Annotated in this window: 15 protein-coding genes and 1 pseudogene; 8 read left to right on the top strand and 8 right to left on the bottom strand. The window is 60.3% G+C overall.

What is annotated here, in order from left to right; translation table 11 throughout:
- The first annotated feature begins 17 nt into the window (after positions 1–17).
- Both NL532_RS11915 and NL532_RS11910 read left to right on the top strand, forming a co-directional pair.
- Entirely contained in the window at positions 18–695 is a 678-nt protein-coding gene (locus NL532_RS11915; RefSeq protein ID WP_023689781.1) for a helix-turn-helix transcriptional regulator, read from the top strand.
- 159 nt (positions 696–854) lie between these two features.
- The gene (locus tag NL532_RS11910) at positions 855–1,991 is read left to right on the top strand and encodes an NAD-dependent epimerase/dehydratase family protein (protein WP_023830092.1); all 1,137 of its coding nucleotides are present in this window, start codon (positions 855–857) and stop codon (positions 1,989–1,991) included.
- A gap of 49 nt (positions 1,992–2,040) precedes the next feature.
- On the opposite strand, the gene NL532_RS11905 is transcribed toward NL532_RS11910, so the two are convergent.
- From NL532_RS11905 to NL532_RS11875, 7 genes are all read right to left on the bottom strand, one after another.
- On the bottom strand, positions 2,041–3,246 hold the full coding sequence (locus NL532_RS11905) for an acyltransferase family protein (RefSeq protein WP_081731098.1): 1,206 nt from the start codon (positions 3,244–3,246) through the stop codon (positions 2,041–2,043).
- A 215-nt stretch (positions 3,247–3,461) separates the two neighbouring features.
- Positions 3,462–5,630: a polysaccharide biosynthesis C-terminal domain-containing protein gene (locus NL532_RS11900; protein ID WP_031194976.1), complete on the bottom strand. Its 2,169-nt coding sequence runs from the start codon at positions 5,628–5,630 to the stop codon at positions 3,462–3,464.
- Positions 5,631–5,699: 69 nt separating this feature from the next.
- On the bottom strand, positions 5,700–7,901 hold the full coding sequence (locus NL532_RS11895) for a GumC family protein (protein ID WP_023830094.1): 2,202 nt from the start codon (positions 7,899–7,901) through the stop codon (positions 5,700–5,702).
- A 1-nt stretch (position 7,902) separates the two neighbouring features.
- Entirely contained in the window at positions 7,903–9,900 is a 1,998-nt protein-coding gene (gene asnB, locus NL532_RS11890) for an asparagine synthase (glutamine-hydrolyzing) (protein ID WP_023754517.1), read from the bottom strand.
- A 1-nt stretch (position 9,901) separates the two neighbouring features.
- On the bottom strand, positions 9,902–10,198 hold the full coding sequence (locus tag NL532_RS11885) for a hypothetical protein (RefSeq protein ID WP_286488115.1): 297 nt from the start codon (positions 10,196–10,198) through the stop codon (positions 9,902–9,904).
- A gap of 11 nt (positions 10,199–10,209) precedes the next feature.
- Positions 10,210–11,157 (bottom strand): polymerase, encoded by a 948-nt coding sequence (locus tag NL532_RS11880; protein WP_286488114.1) that lies wholly within the window; start codon positions 11,155–11,157, stop codon positions 10,210–10,212.
- The gene (locus NL532_RS11875) at positions 11,157–12,383 is read right to left on the bottom strand and encodes a glycosyltransferase family 4 protein (protein ID WP_023727383.1); all 1,227 of its coding nucleotides are present in this window, start codon (positions 12,381–12,383) and stop codon (positions 11,157–11,159) included. Before NL532_RS11875 ends, NL532_RS11880 begins: the two co-directional genes overlap by 1 nt.
- 860 nt (positions 12,384–13,243) lie before the next feature.
- On the opposite strand from NL532_RS11875, the gene NL532_RS11870 reads away from it, so the two are divergent.
- A complete protein-coding gene (locus NL532_RS11870; RefSeq protein ID WP_023830097.1) occupies positions 13,244–14,722 on the top strand; it encodes a M10 family metallopeptidase C-terminal domain-containing protein in 1,479 nt (492 codons plus the stop codon).
- An 88-nt stretch (positions 14,723–14,810) separates the two neighbouring features.
- Positions 14,811–15,023, top strand: coding sequence for a DUF768 domain-containing protein (locus NL532_RS11865; protein ID WP_023670889.1), 213 nt, complete (start codon positions 14,811–14,813; stop codon positions 15,021–15,023).
- A 79-nt stretch (positions 15,024–15,102) separates the two neighbouring features.
- Here NL532_RS11865 and NL532_RS11860 read toward each other — a convergent pair whose 3' ends face one another.
- Positions 15,103–15,828 carry an AAA family ATPase gene (locus tag NL532_RS11860; RefSeq protein WP_031203564.1) on the bottom strand — a complete coding sequence of 242 codons (726 nt, stop codon included), beginning with the start codon at positions 15,826–15,828 and terminating at the stop codon, positions 15,103–15,105.
- A gap of 342 nt (positions 15,829–16,170) precedes the next feature.
- Here NL532_RS11860 and NL532_RS11855 point away from each other — a divergent pair, with 342 nt between their 5' ends.
- The 4 genes and pseudogenes from NL532_RS11855 (at position 16,171) to NL532_RS11840 (ending at position 23,477) form a co-directional block, all read left to right on the top strand.
- On the top strand, positions 16,171–18,921 hold the full coding sequence (locus NL532_RS11855) for a non-ribosomal peptide synthetase (protein WP_031203565.1): 2,751 nt from the start codon (positions 16,171–16,173) through the stop codon (positions 18,919–18,921).
- Complete coding sequence (gene nadE, locus NL532_RS11850; protein WP_280790677.1) at positions 18,918–19,898, top strand: NAD(+) synthase; 981 nt, start codon at positions 18,918–18,920, stop codon at positions 19,896–19,898. Before NL532_RS11855 ends, nadE begins: the two co-directional genes overlap by 4 nt.
- A gap of 6 nt (positions 19,899–19,904) precedes the next feature.
- The gene (asnB, locus tag NL532_RS11845) at positions 19,905–21,932 is read left to right on the top strand and encodes an asparagine synthase (glutamine-hydrolyzing) (RefSeq protein ID WP_023697128.1); all 2,028 of its coding nucleotides are present in this window, start codon (positions 19,905–19,907) and stop codon (positions 21,930–21,932) included.
- Positions 21,922–23,477 (top strand): annotated as a pseudogene (locus NL532_RS11840) (class I adenylate-forming enzyme family protein). Before asnB (NL532_RS11845) ends, NL532_RS11840 begins: the two are co-directional and overlap by 11 nt.
- Positions 23,478–23,492: the final 15 nt, after the last annotated feature.

Raw genomic sequence — 23,492 nt, 5'->3', positions numbered from 1 at the left:
TGGGTTGGGTGGAAGCGATGACACTGATTGAAACGCGAAACGATGCGCTCGCAGGCAGGCAATACATTGTATTGAACGATACCCGCCACGAAAGGCCGATAAGCCTTGTGGACCGACCGGACGCAAGGGTCGGCGGATCTCGACGACGCAGCCTGGAATCCATCACCGGCATGCTTGATCGTATGGGTTGCGGCTATCTCGTCCTGGACCGAGACAAGAAAGTAATAGAATGGAACGCTGCCGCTCGGGACACCCTCGCACGCCAGGGCGAAGCAACTGATACAGCCGTCGAGCTTGCTGCCGGGTTGAGGCGGCTGGTCGCGAATGTTCCGGTCCACCTCCAGCCGGGCTCACTCTCATGGGTAGTGATCCACAGCAGAGGCGATAGGCCGGTGACCATGAACGAGACGGGGGTCGTTACGCCGGACGGGACAACCGTCGTCGCATTGCTGGACCGGGATAACAAATCGGCGGCCAACCCTCGCACGTTGCAAAGGATGTTCGGTTTGACCAGCGCGGAAACGCAGTTGGCGCTACGCCTGGCCCATGGCGACGCGCCCCTGGAGATCGCCCGCAGCTGGCATCTCAGTCGCACGACTATCCGCTCTCAGCTCGCCTCGCTGTTCGCCAAGACCGACACGAGGCGTCAGGCGGAACTAGTGGCTCTTTTGGGGCGCATTTCGGTTTTGCCATGAGAAATCGACTGCTGTCTGCATCCGCTTTGATTCAGACAGCGGCGGCCCGCATTGAGCGCGCTGTCGCGTAGATCACAAGGCCGGCGGCGCCATTTCCGATCGTTCAGGCGCTGCCGAGATAGCGCGGAACGCGGAACCTGGAAACGGGAGTGACTTGCCATGGCCGAGGCAGATTCGAAGGTCAACAAGCTGGCGGATATCGTTCACGCGCTGCAGGATGGTGCTGCGTCGAACCTTACGCACACGGGGCCGATCATCGTCACGGGCGCCGCTGGGTTCATCGGATTTCATGTTGCGTCACGCCTTTTGCGGCTCGGCGCCGAGGTCATCGGCGTCGACAACTTCACGCCTTACTACGACCTGAAGCTGAAGGAGGCGCGATTTACACGGCTCTGCGCCGAGCCGAGGTTCACGCCGATGCGCTTCGACCTGGCGGACCGGTCGCTGGTGAAAGCGCTGTTCTGCGAATTCCAGCCATCGCACTTCGTGCATCTGGCCGCCCAGGCCGGGGTACGTCATTCGCTCGTGGACCCGCATGCCTATGTGGAGTCAAACATAGTCGCGTTTCTCAACGTTCTGGAGGGCTGCCGACACGCCGGCGTCAGCCATCTCGTTTATGCCTCGTCGAGCTCCGTATATGGTGCCAATCGACGCATACCCTTTTCCGAGCATCATGGTGCCAATCATCCGGTGAGCTTCTACGCCGCCACCAAGGCCGCCAACGAGTGCATGGCGCATTCCTACAGCCATCTGTTCGGCTTGCCCGCAACCGGACTGCGCTTCTTCACCGTCTATGGTCCCTGGGGCAGGCCCGACATGGCTGTCTATACTTTCACCCATGCCATCGCCGAGGGCCGAACGATCGAAATCGCCAATGCCGGGCGCGTATGGCGGGATTTCACCTATATCGACGACATCGTAGAGGGGGTTGTTCGCGTGCTCGCCAAACCACCGTGTCAGGATCCCGATTGGGACGGTCGCGCTGCCGATCCTGCCACCAGCTCGGCGCCGTATCGGCTCTACAATATCGGCAATGATCGGCCTGAAGAAATCAACCATCTGATCGCGCTCATCGAGACGGCCCTTGGCCGCCGCGCCCTTCGCGTCAACGTACCTTTACCACAAGGTGACGTCCTGGAAACCCGCGCCGATGTCAGGGACCTCCGCCGCGCCGTTGGCTTCGCACCGGCGACAACACTGGAGGACGGCGTGCAACGTTTCGTGGAATGGTATCGGGAATTCCATGCATGCCCCGTCGGACAGGTGCGACCAACCGGCCTTACGGCAACGGCATAGTGAGCACAACAGCGGCATTTCCTTGGTGTGGCAGGGTCGCGGCTCGCCTTCAATCTGTCTTGGGATACGCCGGCAATGGAAGGGACCCAAGCTGCCGTCCTGTGCCGTGCCCGACCCCCAAAAGGCGCCGCGCATAGCGGGTGAGCGGCTTCTCGAACAGACGGTGGATGATAAATGCCACGCCCAGGGTGATCGCCAAGGCGGAACCGATGAAGGCCCACGGGCCGAGCACAAAGATCAAGCCTGTACGCCAGAACAATATGCGCATGGCGCGGATCACGAATGGATGCATGAGGTAAAGAGCGTATGACGCATCGCCAACGCCAGCGGCCCACCTCGCCGCCAGGCTGTCATGCCTCAGTTTACCCGGGGGTGCCAAGGCAGCACTCCAAACAATTAGAGACGCCGGAATGCCATACACAACAGAGCGACCAAAGCCGGCCGAGATATCAGGAAACGCCGCCGCAAGCATCAGGGCACCCAGTCCCGTTGCGGCGACACAGGCCCTGATTGGGCCGGAAGGCCGCAGGCCCGAGGCGCACATGACCCCGATCATCGCGCCGAAAGCGAATTCGAGGATGATCGGATTGGTCCAGAAACCCCAAGGCTCTGGCAAAGGAGCCGCAAGAGCGCCCAAGAGCACCATCCCAACCAGGATCGTGAGCAGGACCGTAACTGCCCACCGCATGGGCAGCACGATCGTCGCCGTGAACAGCACGTAAAACAGCATCTCATAATTGAGCGTCCAACCCAACTCGTAGACCGGCTGAACGACGCCGTCAGGGCGACTGGCCGGAACGAATAAGTAGGATTCGACTACAAACCTGAAATCGACGTAGCTCTGGTTGAGAAGATTTGGGGCGGCCACCGCTACCGCAATGTAGAGCGAGGTGAGCGCCCAATATAGCGGGACAATTCGCGCGATCCGGCGGGAAATGAAGAGACGCGCGCCCCCGGGCTTTGCGAACAGCTGTCGCGACGTATGCACCATGATAAGGCCGGAAATCACGAAGAAAATATCGACTCCAGCGCTCCATGGTATCGGATTCCAGCTCTGAAAGGTGCGGCCGGCCTGTAATTCCAGGGTGGCCGCATCATGCTGGGCGTGTCGCAGCGCGACCGAACTAGCCGCGAGGGCGCGCAGGACCTGAACTTGGGTGAGGGTTTCGCGTTGGCTGCGCTCGACAGGCGTCGATCTCTCCGAGCGACGGCGCACTGCAGGCGCCGAGGCGCTCGCCATTCGGGCTTGTTCCATGGATGCTCCGCAGATTGTGAGCACACCCTGGGGCGCCTCCGAAACTGATGCATCCTTCAAATGACGGACACAGCCCGCGAAGTATCGGCTGCCCGCGCGGGTGTCCGGAACAGAGATACGCCGAAGCGTCTGTGCAGCCCTATGGCCTTTGTGCGATCCGGGCTTCGTGACTTCCTGCCCGAACGACGGCAATCACCGTAGCCAAAACAGTGCTCTCATTTGCTCGCCCTCAAGAACCAATGCCATTGACGGGCATCGACCGCGCTCGGCCTGATCGACAGCAAGGCAAAAACCAAGCCTGGCATGATTTTCAGTCGCTTGCGGATATAGACGGCCATGGCAATGCTCCAGATGCTCAGTGCAAGTGCCACACCCACCGCAGCGCCAAGCAGGCCGTACACCGCAACTCCGGCTGCACAGGCAATTATATTGGCCACAGCACCCGCTACCATCGTCGTTGCCGCAGCCCATTCATTTCCAGTCATGGTCAGGAGATTCTGTTGGGGCCCGCACAGCGCGACAAAGACATATCCCAAAATCAGAACCCGTGCGATCGGCGCTCCCGCGCTATAACCCTCACCGAAATAGCTCAAGAACGGCTCGACTATCACCATCATTGGGACGGCCACCAGGATGGCACCGCCAGCAGAAAGCAGGGTTGCGCGCGCGAACAGCTGTTGTAGGCCTCTGCGATCGCCTCTGACGTAGAGATCGGCTGCTGTTGGCGAAAACATGGTTGCCACGGCGATACGGGACAGGCCCACGAGCATCGCGACATTCAAGGCCAGCGCGAAAATACCCGCTTCAGCAATATGGCTTGTCCAGCCCAAAACCAGGACTCCTGCCCGACTGACGAAAACATCGAGCCCAGTGATGAGCATGAGCGGGGGGACGGCAAGCCACCATTCCCTCGAGGCATAACTTGGCTTGGCGTGTCCCAGGCCGGGTGGTTCAAACCTCCTCGCGATGATGAACACCAGCGCCGCTGTGAAAGCGGAACTCACAAGCACCGCCATCGTCACCGAGGGCGCATCCACTGTTCGAAATCCCGACAATGCCAGGAGCGCTACCAACACGAGCAGGAGTCCGTCTCGCATGATGCGCTCCGGCAACAACGCCGAGACAACGCCGCCGAAAGCACGCACAAGCGTGGCTCCGAGAGCATAGGCCGTAACCAAGGGCACAGCCATCATGCCGAGCACGATGCTTGTCTCAAGCCCTCTTTCCGTTGGATCTGAAAGGAACAGGACGGACGCAGCGCCGATCATCCCGAACAAGGTTGCCGCTATCAGCGATCTCTGCAGCGCAAATCTTATCACCCCGCGGGCTAGATCAAGCCTGCCACTGGCCCTATAGGCCGGGAGGAAACGCAACAATGATACATTAAAGCCAAGCGTTGCCAGATAGGCGAGCACTGACGTCCAAGCCTGAACGTAGGAATAGATACCGTAGTTGTGAGGTCCGATAAGGCGTGCAATTGCCAACTGTGCAAGACTGGTCAAACCAGCGCCACCAATATAGATCAACAAGGCGAATATGCTTGCCCAAGCCAGCCGCGAGCCCATGTCCTTGTTGCGCGGCGGTGCGGTTGCTGAACCAGTTACATCTGCGCGATGAGCCGGCAACTCAATTTGCTTTTCGCCGACCGACCTATCGAAGCGCGACAATGCAGAAAGTATTTGTCTCTCAATCCGACAAATACTTTTAAAGGTCGATGGACCATCGGTGTTTTCGACGGAGATGATTTCCCGGCCAGATGTTGTCAGGAGGTCATGCATCGCTTCAAAAACGGCGAATGAGCGCATGTTAACGCTCAAGTCGGCCTCGAAAATCCGTTCCGCCGGCGGCTCAAGCTCCATCCGCCGACGAAGGCGACTTTCCACGACCGCAGCTGGCACCAAGAGCCTGACGGTGAGATCGGCCGCCGGTGCGAGGCTGAGCGCCTTTTCCAGCGCTCTGGGGTTGGTGCTCCCATTAAACATCGCAAGCGAACCAATCGCTTGAACATATCCTTGATCGAAGATTATAATTTCGGGCGATTGCTCCGCAGACTTCCAGCAACGCGAAAGGTGCAGGATGTATCGCCAGATTCGCGCGCGCCATATTCGGTTTTTTGGCGGTATCATCCTCACTATTGCAAAGGAATTGGAAATATCATCGGCTCGCCCTGCCGAAAAAAGCAGTATTCTGGCTGTTGAAAACATCGCCGATACGATCCGTGATATGAACAGAAAGATTCCGAGATCATATTTGGCGGCCCTGGTGCTTGGCTTGTAGCTGAGAGCGACCTTGGCGTGATAGCCTTTCCCGCGCAGCTGCTGCGCAAGCGCATGTGCGAAGGTTGTTTTGCCGGATCCTGGAGGTCCGAAAAATTCAATGATCATCGTGTAGCTGGCTCGATTTAGGGGCTCGATCGCTCCCTGGAGCTTCTGTTGAAGATCGCACACGCATCTTCAAACCCTCTCCAACAGAAGATCGGCGTTGTCTCCGAGCCTGGAGCCGGCTAGCCTCTTCAGGTTCACCCGGGTGAGCACACTCCCTACTGGAACGGTGGCGGATCCGCCGGCTCCTATTGCATCCAGAGCACCACGGGCAATGCTGCGCCTCGTCCTTGCCCAGCGAACGGCAAAAAGCACCGAATCGGCCCAGCGCTTAAGCAGCCTGGTTTCAGGCCCCCCGAGGCCCAGGGGACCGTTCATGATGACCACGTCGTAGGCCGAACGCAGCTCCTCGGTGAACTGGCATTTGTCGACGGTGGACAGAAGCGTCAGGAGATCATCGGAAGGTGCTGGAGCGGCCATGAGGTCGATACCGATTTCCGGCATCCTCGTAATTGCATCCTTCAGCACGCAACGTTCATTCACATAGTCGCCGAAGGAGTTCCGGGCCTTGTCGGTGCTGAATTCACCACGAAACCCGTTCGTGAGCCGTACATCCTTGCGATCGAGATCGAGGAAAAGCACTCTTCCTCCCAGCCGCGTTGCCGCCAGCGCCAGGCTCCATGCCAACTCGGTCTTGGCATCGTCCTGGATGCTGGACGTCACGAGAATGATATGCGGCGGCTGCCCCTTCCCCTGAGTTGGCGCCGCAGTGACGAGCAGCGAAGTCACGGCGCGGCTGAACGGCAAGTTCTGCTGGCTCAGAACCAGATGCCGCAGCTTTCTGGCATTAAGTCCCGCAACCCTGGGAAGCAGTCCTACGCACGGGACCCCAAGCTCGGCCTCGGCTTCGGCTTCACTGCGCAAGGTTTGGTTGAAACCGTTGCGGACCAGGACAATGACCGCCCCCATGAGACCAAAGACGACCATGCCGGGGGGAATCAGGAAAATCGGCGACAATGTCACGGGGGTCGACGGCGGCCAGGCGGTCGAAAGGACCGCTACGCCTGGCGAAGGAGCGGCGATGCGACGTATCAGATCCTGCTGCCGGCTCAGGAGTTCGTTGTAATGCTGCGTCACGATGGCTACCCTAGGCTCAAGGGAACGCAGCCCCGAAAGTTGGCTCGCCGTGTCGGCCACGGCCGCGTCGAGCATCGCCTTGCGACTTTCAAGAGCCGTAGCCTGGGACCGGTAGACATTTGCCTCGGCAGCGATTCGGGCAACGCTTTGCTCCATTTCGCGGGCGATCGCGTTGCGCAGATCGCCGTCGGCGGCGGCACCCGACTGGCGTGTCACCAGGTCCGTCAACACGGGCGACCCGATTTCTTCAGCGATGGCCGTGACCGGGGCGCCCGCCTTGCGCAGGTCCTCAATACGGCGAAGGCGCGCTTCCGACGCGGAAAGACTGGCTTTCGATAGGAATATCTGCCGGCCGAGTTCCGCTGTCTCACTGGCTGCGTTGTTGGCCGCAGTCTGATCGACGGCGCCATGCGTGAGCCGGTATGTCTCCAGCCGATCTGTCGCTTCGACAAGATCCCTTTGTACTTGCGGAAGGCTGGCGACTATCGAATCCAGATTAACCTGATCCGATGCCCGGCTTTTTTGTACCAGATCTTGAATGTAGACTTGGGCAAACGTGTTCGCGACAAGTGCCGCACGCGCCGGACTTGGATCGGTGAAGCCGATGGTGATGACGCGTGATCGCAGCTCTTGTCCGACCCTCATTCCGTTGCGTAGCGCCTTCAGTTCGGGCGCGTCCGCTGCGTCCGGATTTTCCGCCACCGTGTTATCCTGTCTCCAGGCCCTGCTCAGGAGATCGATGAGGAACGAGCCAGCCGCGGGCGGGACGGCATTGACGACGGTCTTTCCGTTACCGTCGACTGGTTGGGCTTTGCGGAGTGCTGCCAGGACCCGACGCAGGTGGCCTTGCGAGGAGAGCATCGTCAGATGATCATCGATGTTCGATTCCAGCGAGTCCTGGGCGGATGCCACGCCGCCCGAAGCACTGCTGCTCGGGGCATCGATAATGACCTGGGTCGTTGCCTCGAACAGCACCGGGCGGGTGAAGCCTGCCAGTCCGGCCAGGATGCCGCCCAGAAGGGCCATGGCAAGCAAGAACCATTTTCGCGTCGTCAGGATGATGACGAGCTGGTGGAAGGGTGACGATTGCGTTGGCTCGCGTGGCGGCCGCATCAAGCGCAGATTGGTTTCAAGTGTCCCAACTTCCATCTGCTTGGCGCGCGGACGCCGGGCGCGGTTGGCTATGGAACCTTCCATCTCAATCCCCTGTCAGTTCGATATGGTAAGAAGGGTGCGTGGCGACCGTCGATGGCCGCATGGCTTCGTTGCGCCACGCCTGAAACATGAGCACCGGCCACAGGTCGCGGAAATTATCTTGGCTTCCATGCAGATGATTGCGCCAGCATGCGTCGACCTTCTCACGGTCGATGACCCCGTCCCCGGAGCGGCCGATCGTGGCAATGATATCGGTTGCCCAGCCGCGCAAGGGCCCTTTCAACCAAGTCCCGACCGGAACGTCGAAACCTTGCTTGGGCCGGTCGACCAGTCGGCGTGGTACATAACGATCAAGCAGTCGGCGAAGCAACCATTTGCCCTTCCCGTTTCGGACTTTGGCGCGGGCTGGCAAGCGCCAGGCGAATTCAACGACGCGATGGTCCAGGATCGGGCATCGCCCCTCGAGGCTGTTGGCCATGGTGGCTCGATCGAGCTTCACCAAAATGTCGCCCGGTAGATAGCCTGTCATGTCGGCGAATAGGAGACGCGAGAGCAGGCCGTCGAGCTTTGTGGTGTCGGTAGGTGCTGTCGACGGCTTGCGATGAACAAGGTCGTTGGCTGAAGATTTTGTCAGTTGCAGAAAGAGTTCGTCCTCATCTCGCGCCGCGAGCAGGCGGGCAAGGCGAGCCAAGCGGTCACCGCGCAAGCCATGCCGCATATTCGCCGAAAGCGGCAGATTGCCGAAGATATCTTTCTGAGAGGCTTGGGCCAGCAACCCAGCCCCCGATGCCAACAGCCGGCGAAATGACAATGGCAGCTCATGCTGCTTTGTGAGGCGGGTTGCCAGGAAGTGTCGAGAATAGCCTGCGAAGCACTCGTCGCCGCCATCGCCTGAAAGCGCCACGGTTACGTGTTGCCGCGCGAGGCGCGACACCAGCAGCGTCGGTATCTGCGATTCATCGGCAAACGGCTCGTCCCAAATCCGGGGCAGCTCCGGAATGACCTCCAGCGCGGCAGCCGGCGAGAGATGAAGTTCCGTATGATCGGTGCCCAGATGCCGAGCAACCGCGGCCGCATGGGGAGCTTCATCAAACCCACCTTCCCCGAACGCTATGGTGAACGTCCGAACGGGGTTTCGGGACTGTGCCTGCATCAGGGCGACGACAGTCGAGCTGTCGATCCCGCCCGACAGAAAGGCGCCCAGCGGCACATCTGCAACCATTCGTTGCTTGACGGCCAGTCGGAGCAGGCTGTCGAGCTCGGTCGCGAGGTCCTCGTCGCTGGCGGCTATCGGATCGCGCTGTCCCTTGCCGGCGACATCGGCCAGCGACCACCAAGGGTGAATGCGATGCGCAAGCGAACCGGTGCCGCGGGCGTTGGCGAATTGCGCCGCAGTGACCGACAGGACTGAACCAGGCGGCAACTTGAACACGCCCTGCCAAATGCAACGGTCATCCGGCACCCAGCCGTTGGAAACCATCGTCGTCGCCGCATCGACATCGAGTTCCGGGGTGAAGCCTGGGAAGCAAGTGATCGCCTTCAGCTCCGAGGCGAAGACAAGCGCGTCACGTGTCAAGGCGACATAGAGTGGCTTCTTGCCCATTCGGTCGCGGGCAAGCTGAAGCGTTCGGTTCTTCAGGTCCCACAGCCCGAAAGCAAACATGCCAGCGAAGCGCGCGAGGGCTGCATCAAGGCCCCAGCTTTCGATCGCGCACAGCATGACCTCCGTGTCGCTGGCGCCGCGGAAATGATGGCCCGCCCCTTCCAGTTCACGGCGCAGATCGCGAAAATTGTATATCTCGCCATTGAAGGTGATGACATACCGACCGCTCGCGGAGAGCATTGGCTGGCGACCCGCTTCGGACAGGTCGACGATGGCCAGTCGCCGGTGGCCGAAGGCTACCCCCCCTTCACGGCTCACCCAGAAGGCCTCACCGTCAGGTCCGCGATGACGAAGCGTCGTCGCCATCGGTCCGATGGCCCTGAGCGCACTTGCGTTGGCTGCATCGGGCGCCAACAAAATTCCGGCGATCCCACACATTCTAGCATCTCCTCTGGCGAACAATCGCGGGGATCGCTTCCGGCGTCCCGGCGGCAAGGCAGAGGGTCAGACAGAACCACACGATCGGATGGCGGATGACCAAATGCGGAGCACTGAAAACGGCGATCGATGCCACGAGCGCCACGAGAGCGTCCAGCTTCGCCCGCCAGGCGGACAACGCAGCCGAGCCGAAGATCCACATCAGGGCTAGAACCGAAATCAGGCCGCCCTGAGTGTAGAGATCCAGGATGGTGCTGTGCGCCTCGAAGGGCCGCGGCAAAAACTGTTGATTGACCACGGGCGGACTATCTAGATGCGGGCCCGGACCCAGTCCAAGCGATCCCGATCGTGCCCCTTCTCCAAGGCTGCATTCCAGAGGTAGAGGCGAAGCGCCGCGGTTTGGGCAGTCGCTTCCCCGCCCTTGTCTTTGGTCAGGCTCTTGGCGAAGTCTTCGGCGCTGGAGGCCTCGCTGAGGGCATAGGGCGCTATAGACAGGGCCAGCGGCAGGAAGCCAACGGCCATCAGGACGGCAAGCTGCCTTGAAAGGCTCGCCTTATTGCCGTCGCTCGCCAGCCAGGCCCGGACCCGCAGCCCGAGAAGGATCAGACAAGCCAGGACCGTGGTATAAAGGTAGGTATCGCTTTTTGTCAGCCTTCCGACGTAAACGGTGAATATGAGGCTGCATAGGGCAAGGCATCTTCCCCATTTATTGCTGGTGGTTGTGGCAAGATGCAAGGCCAGTGGACCGAGTAGGGCGCAGTAGAGCGCAAGCTGGTTCGGATTGTCGGACCACCCGCAGAAGCGGTCCCAGTACCAGGGTTCGACCCCAGCCTGATGGAGCCAGCCGAAACCAAGCCCTACCTGAATGATGAAGCCCGCATTCGCGACAGCAACCATCCACCAGGCGATACGACGCAAACGGAAAGACGCGTTGGGCTCCGCAGCGGCCAGACAGGTGACGCACGCCAACAGCACATAGGCCAGCGTGTCGTGCAACAACGGATCCAGGAACAACGTGGTTGTCAGAAAACCGATGATGTAACCCACGCCCATGGCAAGCGCCAGGATCAGCCAGAAAAGCCCAAGCTTAGCCAGTGCCGGCGTAACCTCCAGTTGGCCGCCAGCAAGGATTCGCGTCATCGACAGCATTATCCAGAGCGTGAGGCACAGTTCGCTGTAGCCGAAGGGCAGCCCTGGGATGCTGAGTTGCGCCGCGTAGGACATCGCGACGCCGAAGGCCAGAAGCGCATCACGCATCATTGCCGCGCCTCGCCCAGTCGATGGGGGCTCGGCACCGCCTCTTCCCTCGGATTCGCCTGCGCAGCTTGAACAAGCCTGCTGCGATATCTGCCACCCAGGATTGTCTTGTACAGGTCGCAATACTGGTCGATGACCCACGACAACGAGAACCGCTCCCGCACGAATCCGACGGAACGGCTCCCCATGGTCTTGCCACGGGCGGGGTCGGAAAGAATATCGACTATCCGGGAGGCCAAGCCATCCGCATCGCGCGGCGCCACGAGATAGCCGTTCCAGCCATCCTCAACCACATCGTTGCAGCCCGGCATGTTGGAGGCGACGATCGGTAATCCGGACAATCCCGCCTCCAGCAGGACACGCGGAATTCCCTCGCGATATTGCGTCGGAAACGCAAACAGATCCGCCATCCCCAGGAGGGCTGGAATGTCGCGCCTTGGCCCCAATGCGACAACGTGGGGAACATGGCGCTCGATATCGGCTCTGCTGACGGCAAACGGACCTTCGGAGTCTTGCGGGCCGACAAGTACGAAACGCGCGTTGGGCCTCTCGCGGATAACGCGAGGAACCGCCTCGATGAGGGTTGGAATCCCCTTCTGCCGCGTGAGCCGACCGACAAATATTATGACCTGGGCCGATTGTAGGCCAAGTTCCTCGCGCATCGTGGCAGCCGAAGGACCACGATACCTTGCCATCGAGAATGCATCGGGGTCGATGCCAGAACTCCGGATCAGTCGCCCTTTGCCGCGAGCCACCAGCCGGTAGCGCTCGAAGAAGGCCTGATCATCACTATTCTGGAAGACGGTCATGGCTGTCCAACGAGACGCCACCCCCTGAAGGCCGCAAAAGAAAGGACGCAATGCCAGGGCCCGCGGCTCCCGCGACGAGAATGTCCAACCAAGCCCGTTGATGGTGCGAACGACGGGAACGTGCCCGCGCACCGCCAGTGGAGTTAGGAGATTGGGCTTGGTGTCGAAACTTTGAATGATGTCCGGACGCAGTTCGGACATCAGTTCACGGATCGCGCTGACAGCACCCCATTCTGCACCGCCGCTGCCAAAGCGGTCGAACCCGAATCGGCGATGGGCAATGCCATGGGGTGAAAAGGCGGCTCCGAGATCACTCGAAACGGCAGTGACTTGAAAACCCCTTTCGCGAAGCGCCAAAAGAAACGGGATTCTTAGTCTATGATCCTCGCCTCCAACGCAAACCAGATGCGGACTCATCCTGTCGCTCCTGGATGCGATACCAATCGCTTAAAACAGCTGATCCTATCCGCGGTTTCCATGGCCGGTTTCATCGCCCCTGAACACACAACAGCCAGTCCCACGCTAGGAGGAGGCTTTCGTGCTGTCCTCGTCTGTTTGCATGAAGCAAGCTGATCAACGATGCGGCAATGCAGCCACAATCGCTGTCGCCTCGGTCAGTGCGTTGGATCATCCGGTCTGACCGTGCAACGACGACACGTTCGCGTACGACACGGCGGGCCGGATATTTAGAAAAAGAGGGCTGTGTTCGAAGGTCCGCGCGCTCGCGTTCAAAGCAATCTCCGCCCGCCTTCTCACGCCGGATCAACATCGCGCCCAGATGGTGTGATGACTCGCACCGGCAGTTCTCCCGACCGCTTCGTCTGGAAGCAGGCTTTCACCCGGTCTCTGGATATGGTCTGACCCACCAGCCGCATCTTCCCGCGGCTAGGCGACCGCGTTGAGGAGCATCGAGCGGCTGCAATGGGAGGCTTCGCGAGGACGCGGTTCCTTTGCGGTCTGAGCTCGAATAAATCCTGCGGAAGCGCGCATTTGGGCGGTGGCTCGCGCAACCGAAGCGCGCATTGGCCGATTGCCGCCACTGCAAATGCGCAAGCGCTCCGGCAGACTTCGCTGCAATGCTTTCGTTGCAGGCTTGAGCGCCCGACATACTTGGATCATCTACAAACCTCTGACGCAAGCGTAGCATCGAGGCTGTTGTGTTTTCCGGACCATGATCAAAGATTCTATCAAGGGACGCCGGTATTTGATTTGTCGCTAATGGATCCTTTCCCTAGGCAGGTGTGGGGCGCCTACCGAATCGGACGAAGGGTATGTCAATGACAACACTCCATTACGCCTCGGGCGGGTCGGCCTCCGAGGTCGCGAAAGCCGGATTCAATCTTGTTGATGTATCTTCCTTGGACCAGCTCAACGCCTTGCCGGCCGGCCAGAAAGGCCTGGTGTGGCTCAATGAAGCAGATGGTGCAACCTCCTCCTTTATCCAGAAGGTCACGCCCTTCATCGGCAATCCGAAAGTGTTTGGCTTCTTCCTCGTCGATGAGCCGGACCCGACCGGCAAATGGGGAACTTATGCCACCGCCGCTGATCTGAAGGCGGAGTCAGACTGGATCCACAGCCACCTGCCCGGCGCCAAGACCTTCATAACAATGATGAACATGGGGTCTTCCGCTAACCCCGACTTTTCAAACACCTTCAATCCTGCCAACACGCATATCGACTATTACGGCTTGGATCCCTACCCGGTACGGACCGGAACAAGCACGATTGACTACAACATGATCGACAGGACTGTGGCGGCGGCCGTCGCCTCGGGCATCCCGCTCAGTCAGGTCGTTCCCGTGTATCAGACCTTCGGCGGCGGCGACTGGACGACCGACACGGGCGGTCGCTATGTCCTGCCCAGCGTTGCTCAGGAAAAGACCATGTTGGACCACTGGGCCAAGGTAGCGCCTTCGCCGGCCTTCGACTATGCCTATGCTTGGGGTTCTCAACAGGGCGACACGGCGCTTGAGAGCTCGCCGACGCTGCAGGCTCTGTTCCTTCAACACAACCAGAGCACCGCAAGCGGTCCTTCGGCCAGCGAACCGACGCCGCCGCCTACCAGCACAGCGCCTCCGCCCACAAGTGTCCCTCCGACCAGCACCGGCGATCACATTTTCTACGGCACGGGTAGCGCGGATGTGCTTCGCGGCACCGCTGGCGCGGACACGATGATGGGCCGCGGCTACAACGACACCTACTATGTCAACAACGCCGGCGACAAAGTGGTGGAACTGCGGCACAGCGGCAACGACAGCGTGCTGGCATCGGTGAGCTACGCGCTGTCGGCCGGCTCGCAGGTCGAGCATCTTGCGACCACCAGCAAATTGGGAACTGCCGCTATCAAGCTCACGGGAAACGAATTCGCCCAAACCATCGATGGCAATTCCGGGAGCAACACTATCAACGGCGGTGGTGGGAGAGACGTTCTGACCGGACATGGCGGCAACGACGTCTTTGTCTTCGATTCGGCTCTCAAGGTCGGCAATATCGACAAGGTCACCGATTTCAAAGTGGGCCACGACAAGATCCAACTCGACCACACTGTGTTTGCCGGCCTGCATACCGGCACCCTTCCCTCTTCGGCGTTCTACGCCGGCAGGGCCGCGCACGACAGCGGCGATCACATCGTCTATAACAGCTCGACCGGCGCGCTTTCCTTTGACAGCGACGGCTCGGGCGGCGCACATCAGATCCAATTTGCCACTCTATCGCCACACCTGGCTCTGACGGCGTCCTCGTTCATCGTGACGTGACCGTGGGAACGTCAGCCTGAGCAAGATGGTCTGACGTTCTTGAATATGGCTGACGGAACCAAGAAGCCCCGCCGAGCTTGTACTTGGTATGAGCGCGCGCGGCATCGAATTCCTGCAGAAATGGGTAGAGGATAAGATCCCACTCTACACCAAGGCCGATCCGGCTCTTGCGGCGAAACTTGCGGACCAAGCAACGGCGGATGCCATCAGAGCGGGAATCCGCCCCGAGGAAATCTCTGAGGAAGTCGGAAGCATGTTGACGACCATGCTCGAAGTGCTCGATCAGCACGATTCGACATGATTGCGCGCTTGGCGGCAGATGCTGCCCGGCTTGGCGCCAAATGCATAAATGTGTCATGGATCATAGGTCATGGGCCAGCCTAGGCAGCATGACCAACATGCTCTCCCAGAACGCGCGCGACGACCCCGTCCACGTCGTGAGGTTCAGCACCATTGACTTGTATCAACGGCCATCGGTCCTGGCGCAGGCACTCGCCGACCTCTCTTGAGATTTCGGCCTGCCTTAATCCTTTGTCCACGCCAAGTTCGAACAGCATAACCTCGAGGAGCGGTTGCTGCGCATGCCTATCCACAAGACGGCGGCGTAACGTTTCCTGGGGCGCGTCGAGTTGCACAACGAGATCCGGCCGCGGCAGGAACGCCAGGCACTTGCGGACCGCGTCGAGGCTTGGAGTTCTAGCCAGCACGCCCAGCGCACACAAAGCCTGAATCATGCCCTCTTCGAAGATGAAGCAACCGGGCGACTCCCGCGCTTGGCGCCAGGACTGGCACAGTTGGGCGATGTCGACCTTCATTCGCCATGACCACACGCGGCTTCGAAGAGGGATCGATGCCAGAAGCCGGGCCGCGACACTGTCCTTTGGCAAGGTCGACAGCAAGATAGGACCGGATGTGGCAATCTTTTTGCCAATTCTTCCTATGCCATGGCGGATTTCCGGAGCGTCATCCTGAGCCGATCCAGGTTCAATCAGGCGATACCCATTTACTGTCTTCACATTGATGCCGTGTCTCGCCAGCCCTTGGCAGAGGCCGCGAAGCAGCGTGGTTTTACCCGCGCCAGGCGGCCCAAACAACTCGATGATCATATGCTCAAGCGTCTCCGAACGAGCAGTCATTCCCCTACGGATCAAGCTTAGCCGGATTTCAGATCACACCAACGTTCATTTGAATGATTGTTCCAGTCAGTGAATCTAGGCACCGAGCCCGGATTCTAGCGGAGATGCCGATCGCATCCGTTCGCCTGGGCAAGCCGTCTTGCGCTCCACGGAGCTTGCAAGGAAAAACGACCGGTGCTGGACACAAATGGCAAAACTTCTGAAGGACGCTCGGGAAGCGCTGGCTAGGCAAGATCGAGGCATCATCCGAATGATTGATGAAAAGATCTCCGCGGCGAGCGATGTTCGACCGACAGCTTGGCGGGGCCCTGAATGTCCTCAGTGTGTTTGCATTCGGAAGTGGCAAATCAAAACCTACAGGTGGATCTGCGACCCACCCGAAAGTGGTCAGTCGTTCCCGAATATGATCTTGACCAAGGGGGGCCAGTCTGGCGCCGTTACCGACAGATGGGTGCCAAATTTGCGGACACTCCAATCTTCGACCACCTTGGAGATGTCGCCAGGCGGTATCCTGACAAGCTCGCAATCAGCGACGGCGCGAACCGCCTGACTTTTTCTGAGCTTTTCCGGGCGGTCGAGACGCTGGCAACTCATATCGCTGCCGTCGTCCCCGAAGGGCAGGCCATCGGCATCCTGCAAGCAAACTCCGCTTGGTATCCTGTGGCGATGTTGGCGACCATGGCGGCGGGACGGCCTTCGGTCCCGCTCAACACAAGAGATCCCGCCTCTCGCATTTTCGATATAGTCAGTGCCGCGGGGCTCGGCGCGATTATAGGCGCCGAAAATGTTCGCCCGGTCGAATTGGCCCAAGAGATCGTCTGGATCGAAATTGCGGCCGCCGTGGCGTCCAACGATCAACACCCAGAACAGCAGCATAAGCCCCCTATGGTTTCGGTCGATGCGCCCGCATTGGTGCTTTACACTTCGGGCAGCACCGGGCGCCCCAAGGGAATCGTCAACAGCCAACGCAGCCTGCTATGGCGGGTCCGGCAATATGTCGATGCGTGCCATATCAGCGCGGATGACGTTTTCCTGCCGCTGACCGGGCCAGCCACGATCGCCGGTTGCCGGGAGATCTTTGCGGCGCTGCTGACGGGCGCCACATTGCATCTTCTCGAGGTGGAGGCTGTCGGCCTGCGCGCTACGCGCGCTCGATTGCAGTCCGAAGGTGTGACGATCGCCTATCTTGTGCCGGCACTGCTTCGAGCCCTCCTGGCTGAGGCGCCCGCCGACGCTTCCTGGCCGCTCAGAGTGGCCCGGATCGGTGGGGAGAAAGTGTCATGGATGGACATCGCTTTGCTGCGCAAAGCCGTTTCGGACCAGTGTCTGATCCAGATCGGCTACTCATCGACTGAAACCATCGGTTCGCAATGGTTCTTGCCGCCTGACTGGCCCGAGCAAGACGCGTCGGTTCCCGTCGGCAGGCTGCTCCCTGGTATGACATTCGCTATCGTCGACGAAGCGGAGCGCAATGTAGGGCCAGGCGAAAGTGGAGAGCTTCTGATCAAAAGCCGCTATGTCCTGCTTGGTCATTGGGAGAACGGTGTGGTCGTTCCCGCGCAGCCGGACCCCGACGATCCCGAGGCTCGGCTTTTTTCGACCGGGGACCTCGTTCGGCTCGACGATGATGGCATCTTGAGGATCGTCGGCCGCAAAGGGCGCCAGATCAAGATCAATGGTCGACGCATCGAGCCCGCCGAACTCGAACGGGTCTTGCGTTGCGCGCCTTCGGTGGCGGATGCCGTGGTGATGGTAACGGCCGCGCAGGAACTCATCGCCTTCGCGGTTCCCCAGCGCTTCGCAGGCGGCGCTTTTGCAGACGACCTTCGCCAGCTCCTCAGAATGACCTTGCCGGCACCATTGCGTCCCTTGCGATTGCACCCCGTTGACGCAATCCCACGCCTGTCGGGAGGTAAGGTCGATTTGGCAACACTGGCCGAGATAGATCGTTCGCACGGAAGGAGGGCGCGAGCCGCCCGGTCGTCCACTCTCGATGCTCCGCCCGCCGGAGGAGCAAAGGACACGCGTCAAATAGTGCAGCACGCGTGGACGCAGGTTCTCAACACAGGCACTGCCACGGGAAACTGGGATGATGCTGGAGGAGATTCGCTGCAGCTGCTGCACTGCGTGATGGCGATCGAAAACGCCATCGGGCAAGAGCTGGGCCTCGAAGCATTCACCGTCGGCATGAGCTTGGACGAGATGGTTGAGGCGGTCGTCTCTGCACGGTCGGGCGAAGGGCGCGAAAAGAAGCACCACCCCCCGGTTCTTTTCCTGTTTCCAGGGTCCGTTGGCTATGGTCCGAGCCTGGCTGCGTTCGCAGCCGCCATGGGGAAAGTCGCCCGTGTAAACCCGATCCGATATCCGAGCCTTGCGGCGATACTGGACGGACACAACACCCTCAGCGCCATGGCTGGCGCCGCACTCGAGCAGATAAGCCGCATCCAACCTGCGGGCCCCGTGCGACTTCTCGGCCATTCTCTGGGTGGCGCGGTTGCATTCGAGGTTGCCGCACGGCTCATGAAGGCCGGGCGAACGGTGCGGTTCCTGGGCATCCTCGACACGAGCCTTCTGGACGAGCCGAGCAACCATTGGGAGACACTTACCCGTACGTTCTATCGTATTCGCACCAACCGCATATCCGCGCATCGGATGGCTTGCAGAGCCCTTGCGAAGATCACCGTCGCCGTGGGCGGCGAAGCGCGTCTGGCCAGGATTCTGGACAGATTTGCCAATGGAGAGTTCAACCCGACGATCTTCAGGACCAAACTGGAACTGCAGGAGGTTTTAAGGGCGAAGTCATTCTTCCAATGGCTTGAGGCACCGAAACCGGCTCTGCCCCTCTCCGGTACCTTGTTCCGATGTCGCAGGGAGGGAATGCCGCGGGCCTTGGGCTGGGACAGCGTCTTGGCACACCTGGACGTCATTTCGATCACGGGCAGCCACATCGACCTTGTCGTCGAACCAAACCTTGCCACCAACCGTCCGCTTATCGAGACGGCCATCGTGCAGACCTATTCCCCCGCCGAATCTCGCAAAAGGGAGGACTTGTCATCGACATAATTCCGGAATTCAGCAAGGACATGCTGACGCTCGATGCCCGCGCGGAGGTCGATCGCATCGTTGACACCTTGCGCACTCAGGTTCTCGGCACCCTGCATCGTCGCGGCGTGGTTGTCGGTCTTTCCGGCGGTATCGACAGCTCCGTCGTCGCGACCTTGTGCATGCGCGCGTTCGGGAAAGACAAGGTCCTGGGACTGTTCATGCCGGAGCGGGATTCTTCCGGCGACTCCCTGAGACTTGGCCGCCGCGTCGCGGCACAGCTTGGCATTGAAAGCGTCCTTGAGGACATAGCACCGGCACTGGAGGCCATTGGGGCCTACCGCCGGCAGATCGATGCGATCCAGACCGTCGTTCCCGACTATGGGGAAGGGTGGAAATGCAAGCTGGTGATCGCGTCGGTTCTGGAGAGCAGCGGGCTCAATATAACCCGCCTCACGGTCCAGGATCCGCAGGGTAAAGTAGATACCGTGCGTCTGCCGCCAGCTGCCTATCTGCAGATCGTTGCTGCGACAAACTACAAGCAGCGCCTGCGCAAGATGACGGAATACTATCACGCCGACCGCCTCAAATACGCGGTTGTCGGCACTCCAAATCGCCTCGAGTACGACCAGGGCTTTTTCGTCAAGCAGGGCGACGGAGCCGCCGACGTGATGCCGATCGTTCACCTTTACAAAACCCAGGTTTATCAACTCGCGGAATATCTCGAGGTGGATGATGAAATCCGGCAGCGGCCACCGACCACCGACACCTTTTCCATGACCCAAAGCCAGGAAGAATTCTATTTCGCGCTGCCCTATCACCTGATGGATCTATGCCTCTACGGCCTGAACCACGGGGTCGCCAGCAATGAGCTCGCGGCGGTTGCTGGCCTCACCGAGCCCCAGCTTCAGAAAGTGTTCAAGGACATCGAAGCGAAACGAAGGGCGGCCCACTATCTTCACGCGCGGCCTTTGCTGTCCGCGGAAGGCGGAGATTGACCGAGCATGTGCGGCATCGCTGGAATCGTGGCGCTGAATGCCACAGCGGCTTCTCCTTCGCGGCAGGCGCTGATGCAGATGATGGGCGCGCTGGCGCATCGCGGCCCCGACGGGCGCGGTCTCTACCGGGACAGACGCGCGGGGCTGGCGCATGTGCGCCTGTCCATCGTCGATCTTTCCAGTGGCCAGCAACCGATGGCGGACACAGGCGATACGACGTGGATCGTGTTCAACGGCGAGATATTCAACTACGTCGAATTGCGTGAAAAACTCACGGCGCTCGGCCACCGCTTCCGAACCCGCAGCGACACGGAGGTCGCGCTACACGCCTATCGTGAGTGGGGAGAAACGGCCTTCGAGCGGATGAACGGCCAATGGGCAATTGCGATCTGGGATTCAGTGGCCAATCGTCTTATATTGTCGCGCGACCGCTTCGGCATTTGCCCGCTGTATTTCAGCGAGCATGCGCACCGGCTTTATTTCGCCAGCGAAGTGAAAGCCATTTTCGCGGCCGATCGAACCATACCTCGCGCCCTTGATCCAGCCGGCATCGATCAGACGTTCACGCTCTGGACGGTCGTTCCGCCGCAAGGAGTTTTCCACGGAATCAACGAACTCGAGCCGGGTCGTGTCCGCATCTATCAGGATGGCACCGTTCGTGAGCGGATTTTTTGGCAGCCTTCCTATCCCGACAATTTCGGATCGCGGCAGGGCGAGTTCCCCGGGTCCTCCAACGACGCGGTGGACCGCGTGTCTAGCGCTCTTGAGGCCGCGACGGCGCTCAGAATGGTGCGCGCCGACGTGCCTGTCGGGTGCTACCTCTCCGGAGGGCTGGACAGTTCGCTTGTGGCCGCGCTCGCGAGGCGCTTCGCGGGCGATCGCTTCCAAACCTTCTCCTTGCGTTTTGCCGACGCCGAATATGACGAGACCCGCTTCCAGCGAATGGTTGCCGAGGCGACCGGCAGTGAGCACCATGAAGTGGTCGTTTCGCGCAGAGATATAGCCGGAATCTTTCCGGAGGTAATCCGACACACCGAACGCCCGATACTGAGGACTGCCCCGGCGCCACTCTTCCTGCTCTCGCGCCTGGTGCGCGAGCGTGGCATCAAGGTCGTGCTGACCGGCGAAGGCGCTGACGAAATGTTCGCCGGCTACGACCTGTTCCGCGAAGGCAAGGTCCGCCGCTTCTGGGGGCGCCACCCGACATCGACACGCCGCTCTCGGCTCCTGGAACGCCTTTACCCCTATCTCACCCGCTCGCCGGTGCAACAGCAGGCGATGGCGCGTCAGTTCTTCGGGCGAAATATTCAGGCTTACGACGCGCCGGGCTTTGCTCATGAAACCCGCTGGCAAACCACCAGGGCCATCAAGCGCTTGTTTACGGCCGATATGCGGGCTCGAACGCAGGGCCGCGACGCCGTGTCCGAGTTGCTCGCCCGTCTGCCCGCGCAGTTTGCCCGTTGGAGTCCCCTTGCGCAGGACCAGTATCTCGAGGTGCAAACACTGATGTCGGGCTATCTGCTCTCCTCGCAAGGCGACAGGATGCTGATGGCTCACTCCGTCGAGGGGCGCTTCCCGTTCCTGGACGATGAACTTGTGAGGCTCGCGAATTCGCTGCCGCCCTCCTTCAAACTCCGCGGCCTCGACGAAAAGCACGTGCTGAAGCGCATGGCGGCACCCATCCTGCCCTCCGAGATCGTAGCCCGCAAGAAGCAGCCCTTCCGCGCGCCCAACGCGCTTTGCTTCGTCGGCGCAGACGCCCCGGATTACGCTCGCGAGGCGGTTTCGCAGAAGGCCCTGCGCGAGGCGAATGTCTTCGATCCAAAGGGGGTCACGCACCTGCTTGCCAAATGCCAGGCCAGAACTGGCGATGGCGACCTGTCCAATGCCGACAACATGGCGCTGGTCGGCGTGTTGTCGACCCAACTTCTTCATCAGCAGTTCGTCGCGGGTTGTCCCAGTGCAACGCTCGAATGCACGCTCAGCGTCGACGTCGACTGCGAACATCGGGAAGAGCGCCTGTATGTTGCATGATGCCGTACCATTGCTGCATGACTACCTCGCCCATTCCGCCGTCCGACACGGAAGTAAGGTGGCGCTGGTGTGCAACAGGCAGCGTGTCACCTACCTCGAACTCGAAACGCGAGCCAACGCGATCGCCTGGGACCTGTCCGCATCCGGAGTCGTTCGCGGTGACCGCGTGATGATCTTCGCCGACAACACCGTCGAGACGGTGGTTAGCTTCTGGGCGGTGCTAAAGGCGAATGCGGTGGTGTGCATCGTCAACCCGCTCACCAAGAGCGACAAGCTCGATTATCTGCTCAACGACTGCCGGCCGACGGCGCTCATCACGGACGGCCATCTGCAAGCGATCTTCCGCGAGCCGGCGCGCGGCTGCCCGTCACTTCTGCGGGTGATCGTATCGGGACCTATCGACGACGTCGAACTCGCCCAGCTGCCGTTTGCCGTGCGCTGGGACGCCGCCCTCGCCAATGGCGCGGATACGCCGCCGGCACGGCAGTGCATCGATGTTGATCTGGCAGCCATCATCTACACGTCCGGGTCGACGGGCGAACCCAAGGGCGTGATGCTGACGCACAGAAACATGATGGCCGCGTGCGCGTCTGTCGCTTCCTACCTGGCGATTGCCGAGGACGAGGTGATCCTCAATGTCCTACCCCTCGCCTTCGATTATGGACTGTACCAGATGATCATGGCTTTTCGTACCGGCGCCCGGCTGGTGCTCGAACGCTCGTTCGCTTTCCCGGCACAGATCCTCGGGTTGATCAGGCAGGAGGGAGTTACGGGCTTTCCCGGCGTGCCCACAATCTTTGCCGCACTCTCCGAACTCAGGTCCCTCAAAGACCAGGATTTCTCGAGCATCCGCTACGTCACAAACACTGCGGCAGCCCTACCCTCAAGCATATTTTCATGCTTCGCGAGCTGTTTTCGGGTGCACGCATCTATTCGATGTACGGTCTCACCGAATGCAAACGTTGCACCTATTTGCCGCCAGAGGACCTCGAGCGAAAGCCATTGAGCGTAGGGATCGCAATCCCGAATACGGAGATGTGGATCGTTGACGAGCATGACAGGCGGATAGGCCCAGGCGTTGTCGGCCAACTCGTCATTCGCGGCGCAACGGTGATGAACGGGTATTGGGGCAAGCCCGAGGCAACGGCCAGGAAACTCAAACCCGGCCCGCTGCCCGGCGAGCAGGTCCTATACACCGGCGACTACTGCCGGATGGATACGGAGGGTTACCTCTACTTCGTTGGCCGTGGGGATGAGATCATAAAGTCGCGAGGCGAGAAGGTGGCGCCAAGGGAAGTGGAAAATGTACTGATGGACATTCCAGGAGTCCGAGAAGCGGCTGTCATAGGTGTTCCCGACGAGCTCCTCGGGCAAGCGGTGAAAGCTTTTGTGGTGATGGAGCATGGAAGAGCCATTGGCGAAAGGGAACTGCAGAAGGAGTGCCAGAAGCGTCTGGAAAACTTCATGGTCCCGAAATCCATCGTCGTTGTGGCGAACCTGCCGATGACGGACACGGGAAAACTCAAGAAAACGGCGCTGTCATGATACGGGGCCAGAACC

Source organism: Mesorhizobium sp. C120A (assembly GCF_030323105.1).
GTDB lineage: Bacteria > Pseudomonadota > Alphaproteobacteria > Rhizobiales > Rhizobiaceae > Mesorhizobium.
The sequence above is the reverse complement of the archived record's forward strand: the minus strand, read 5'-3'. Positions and strand labels throughout refer to the sequence as shown.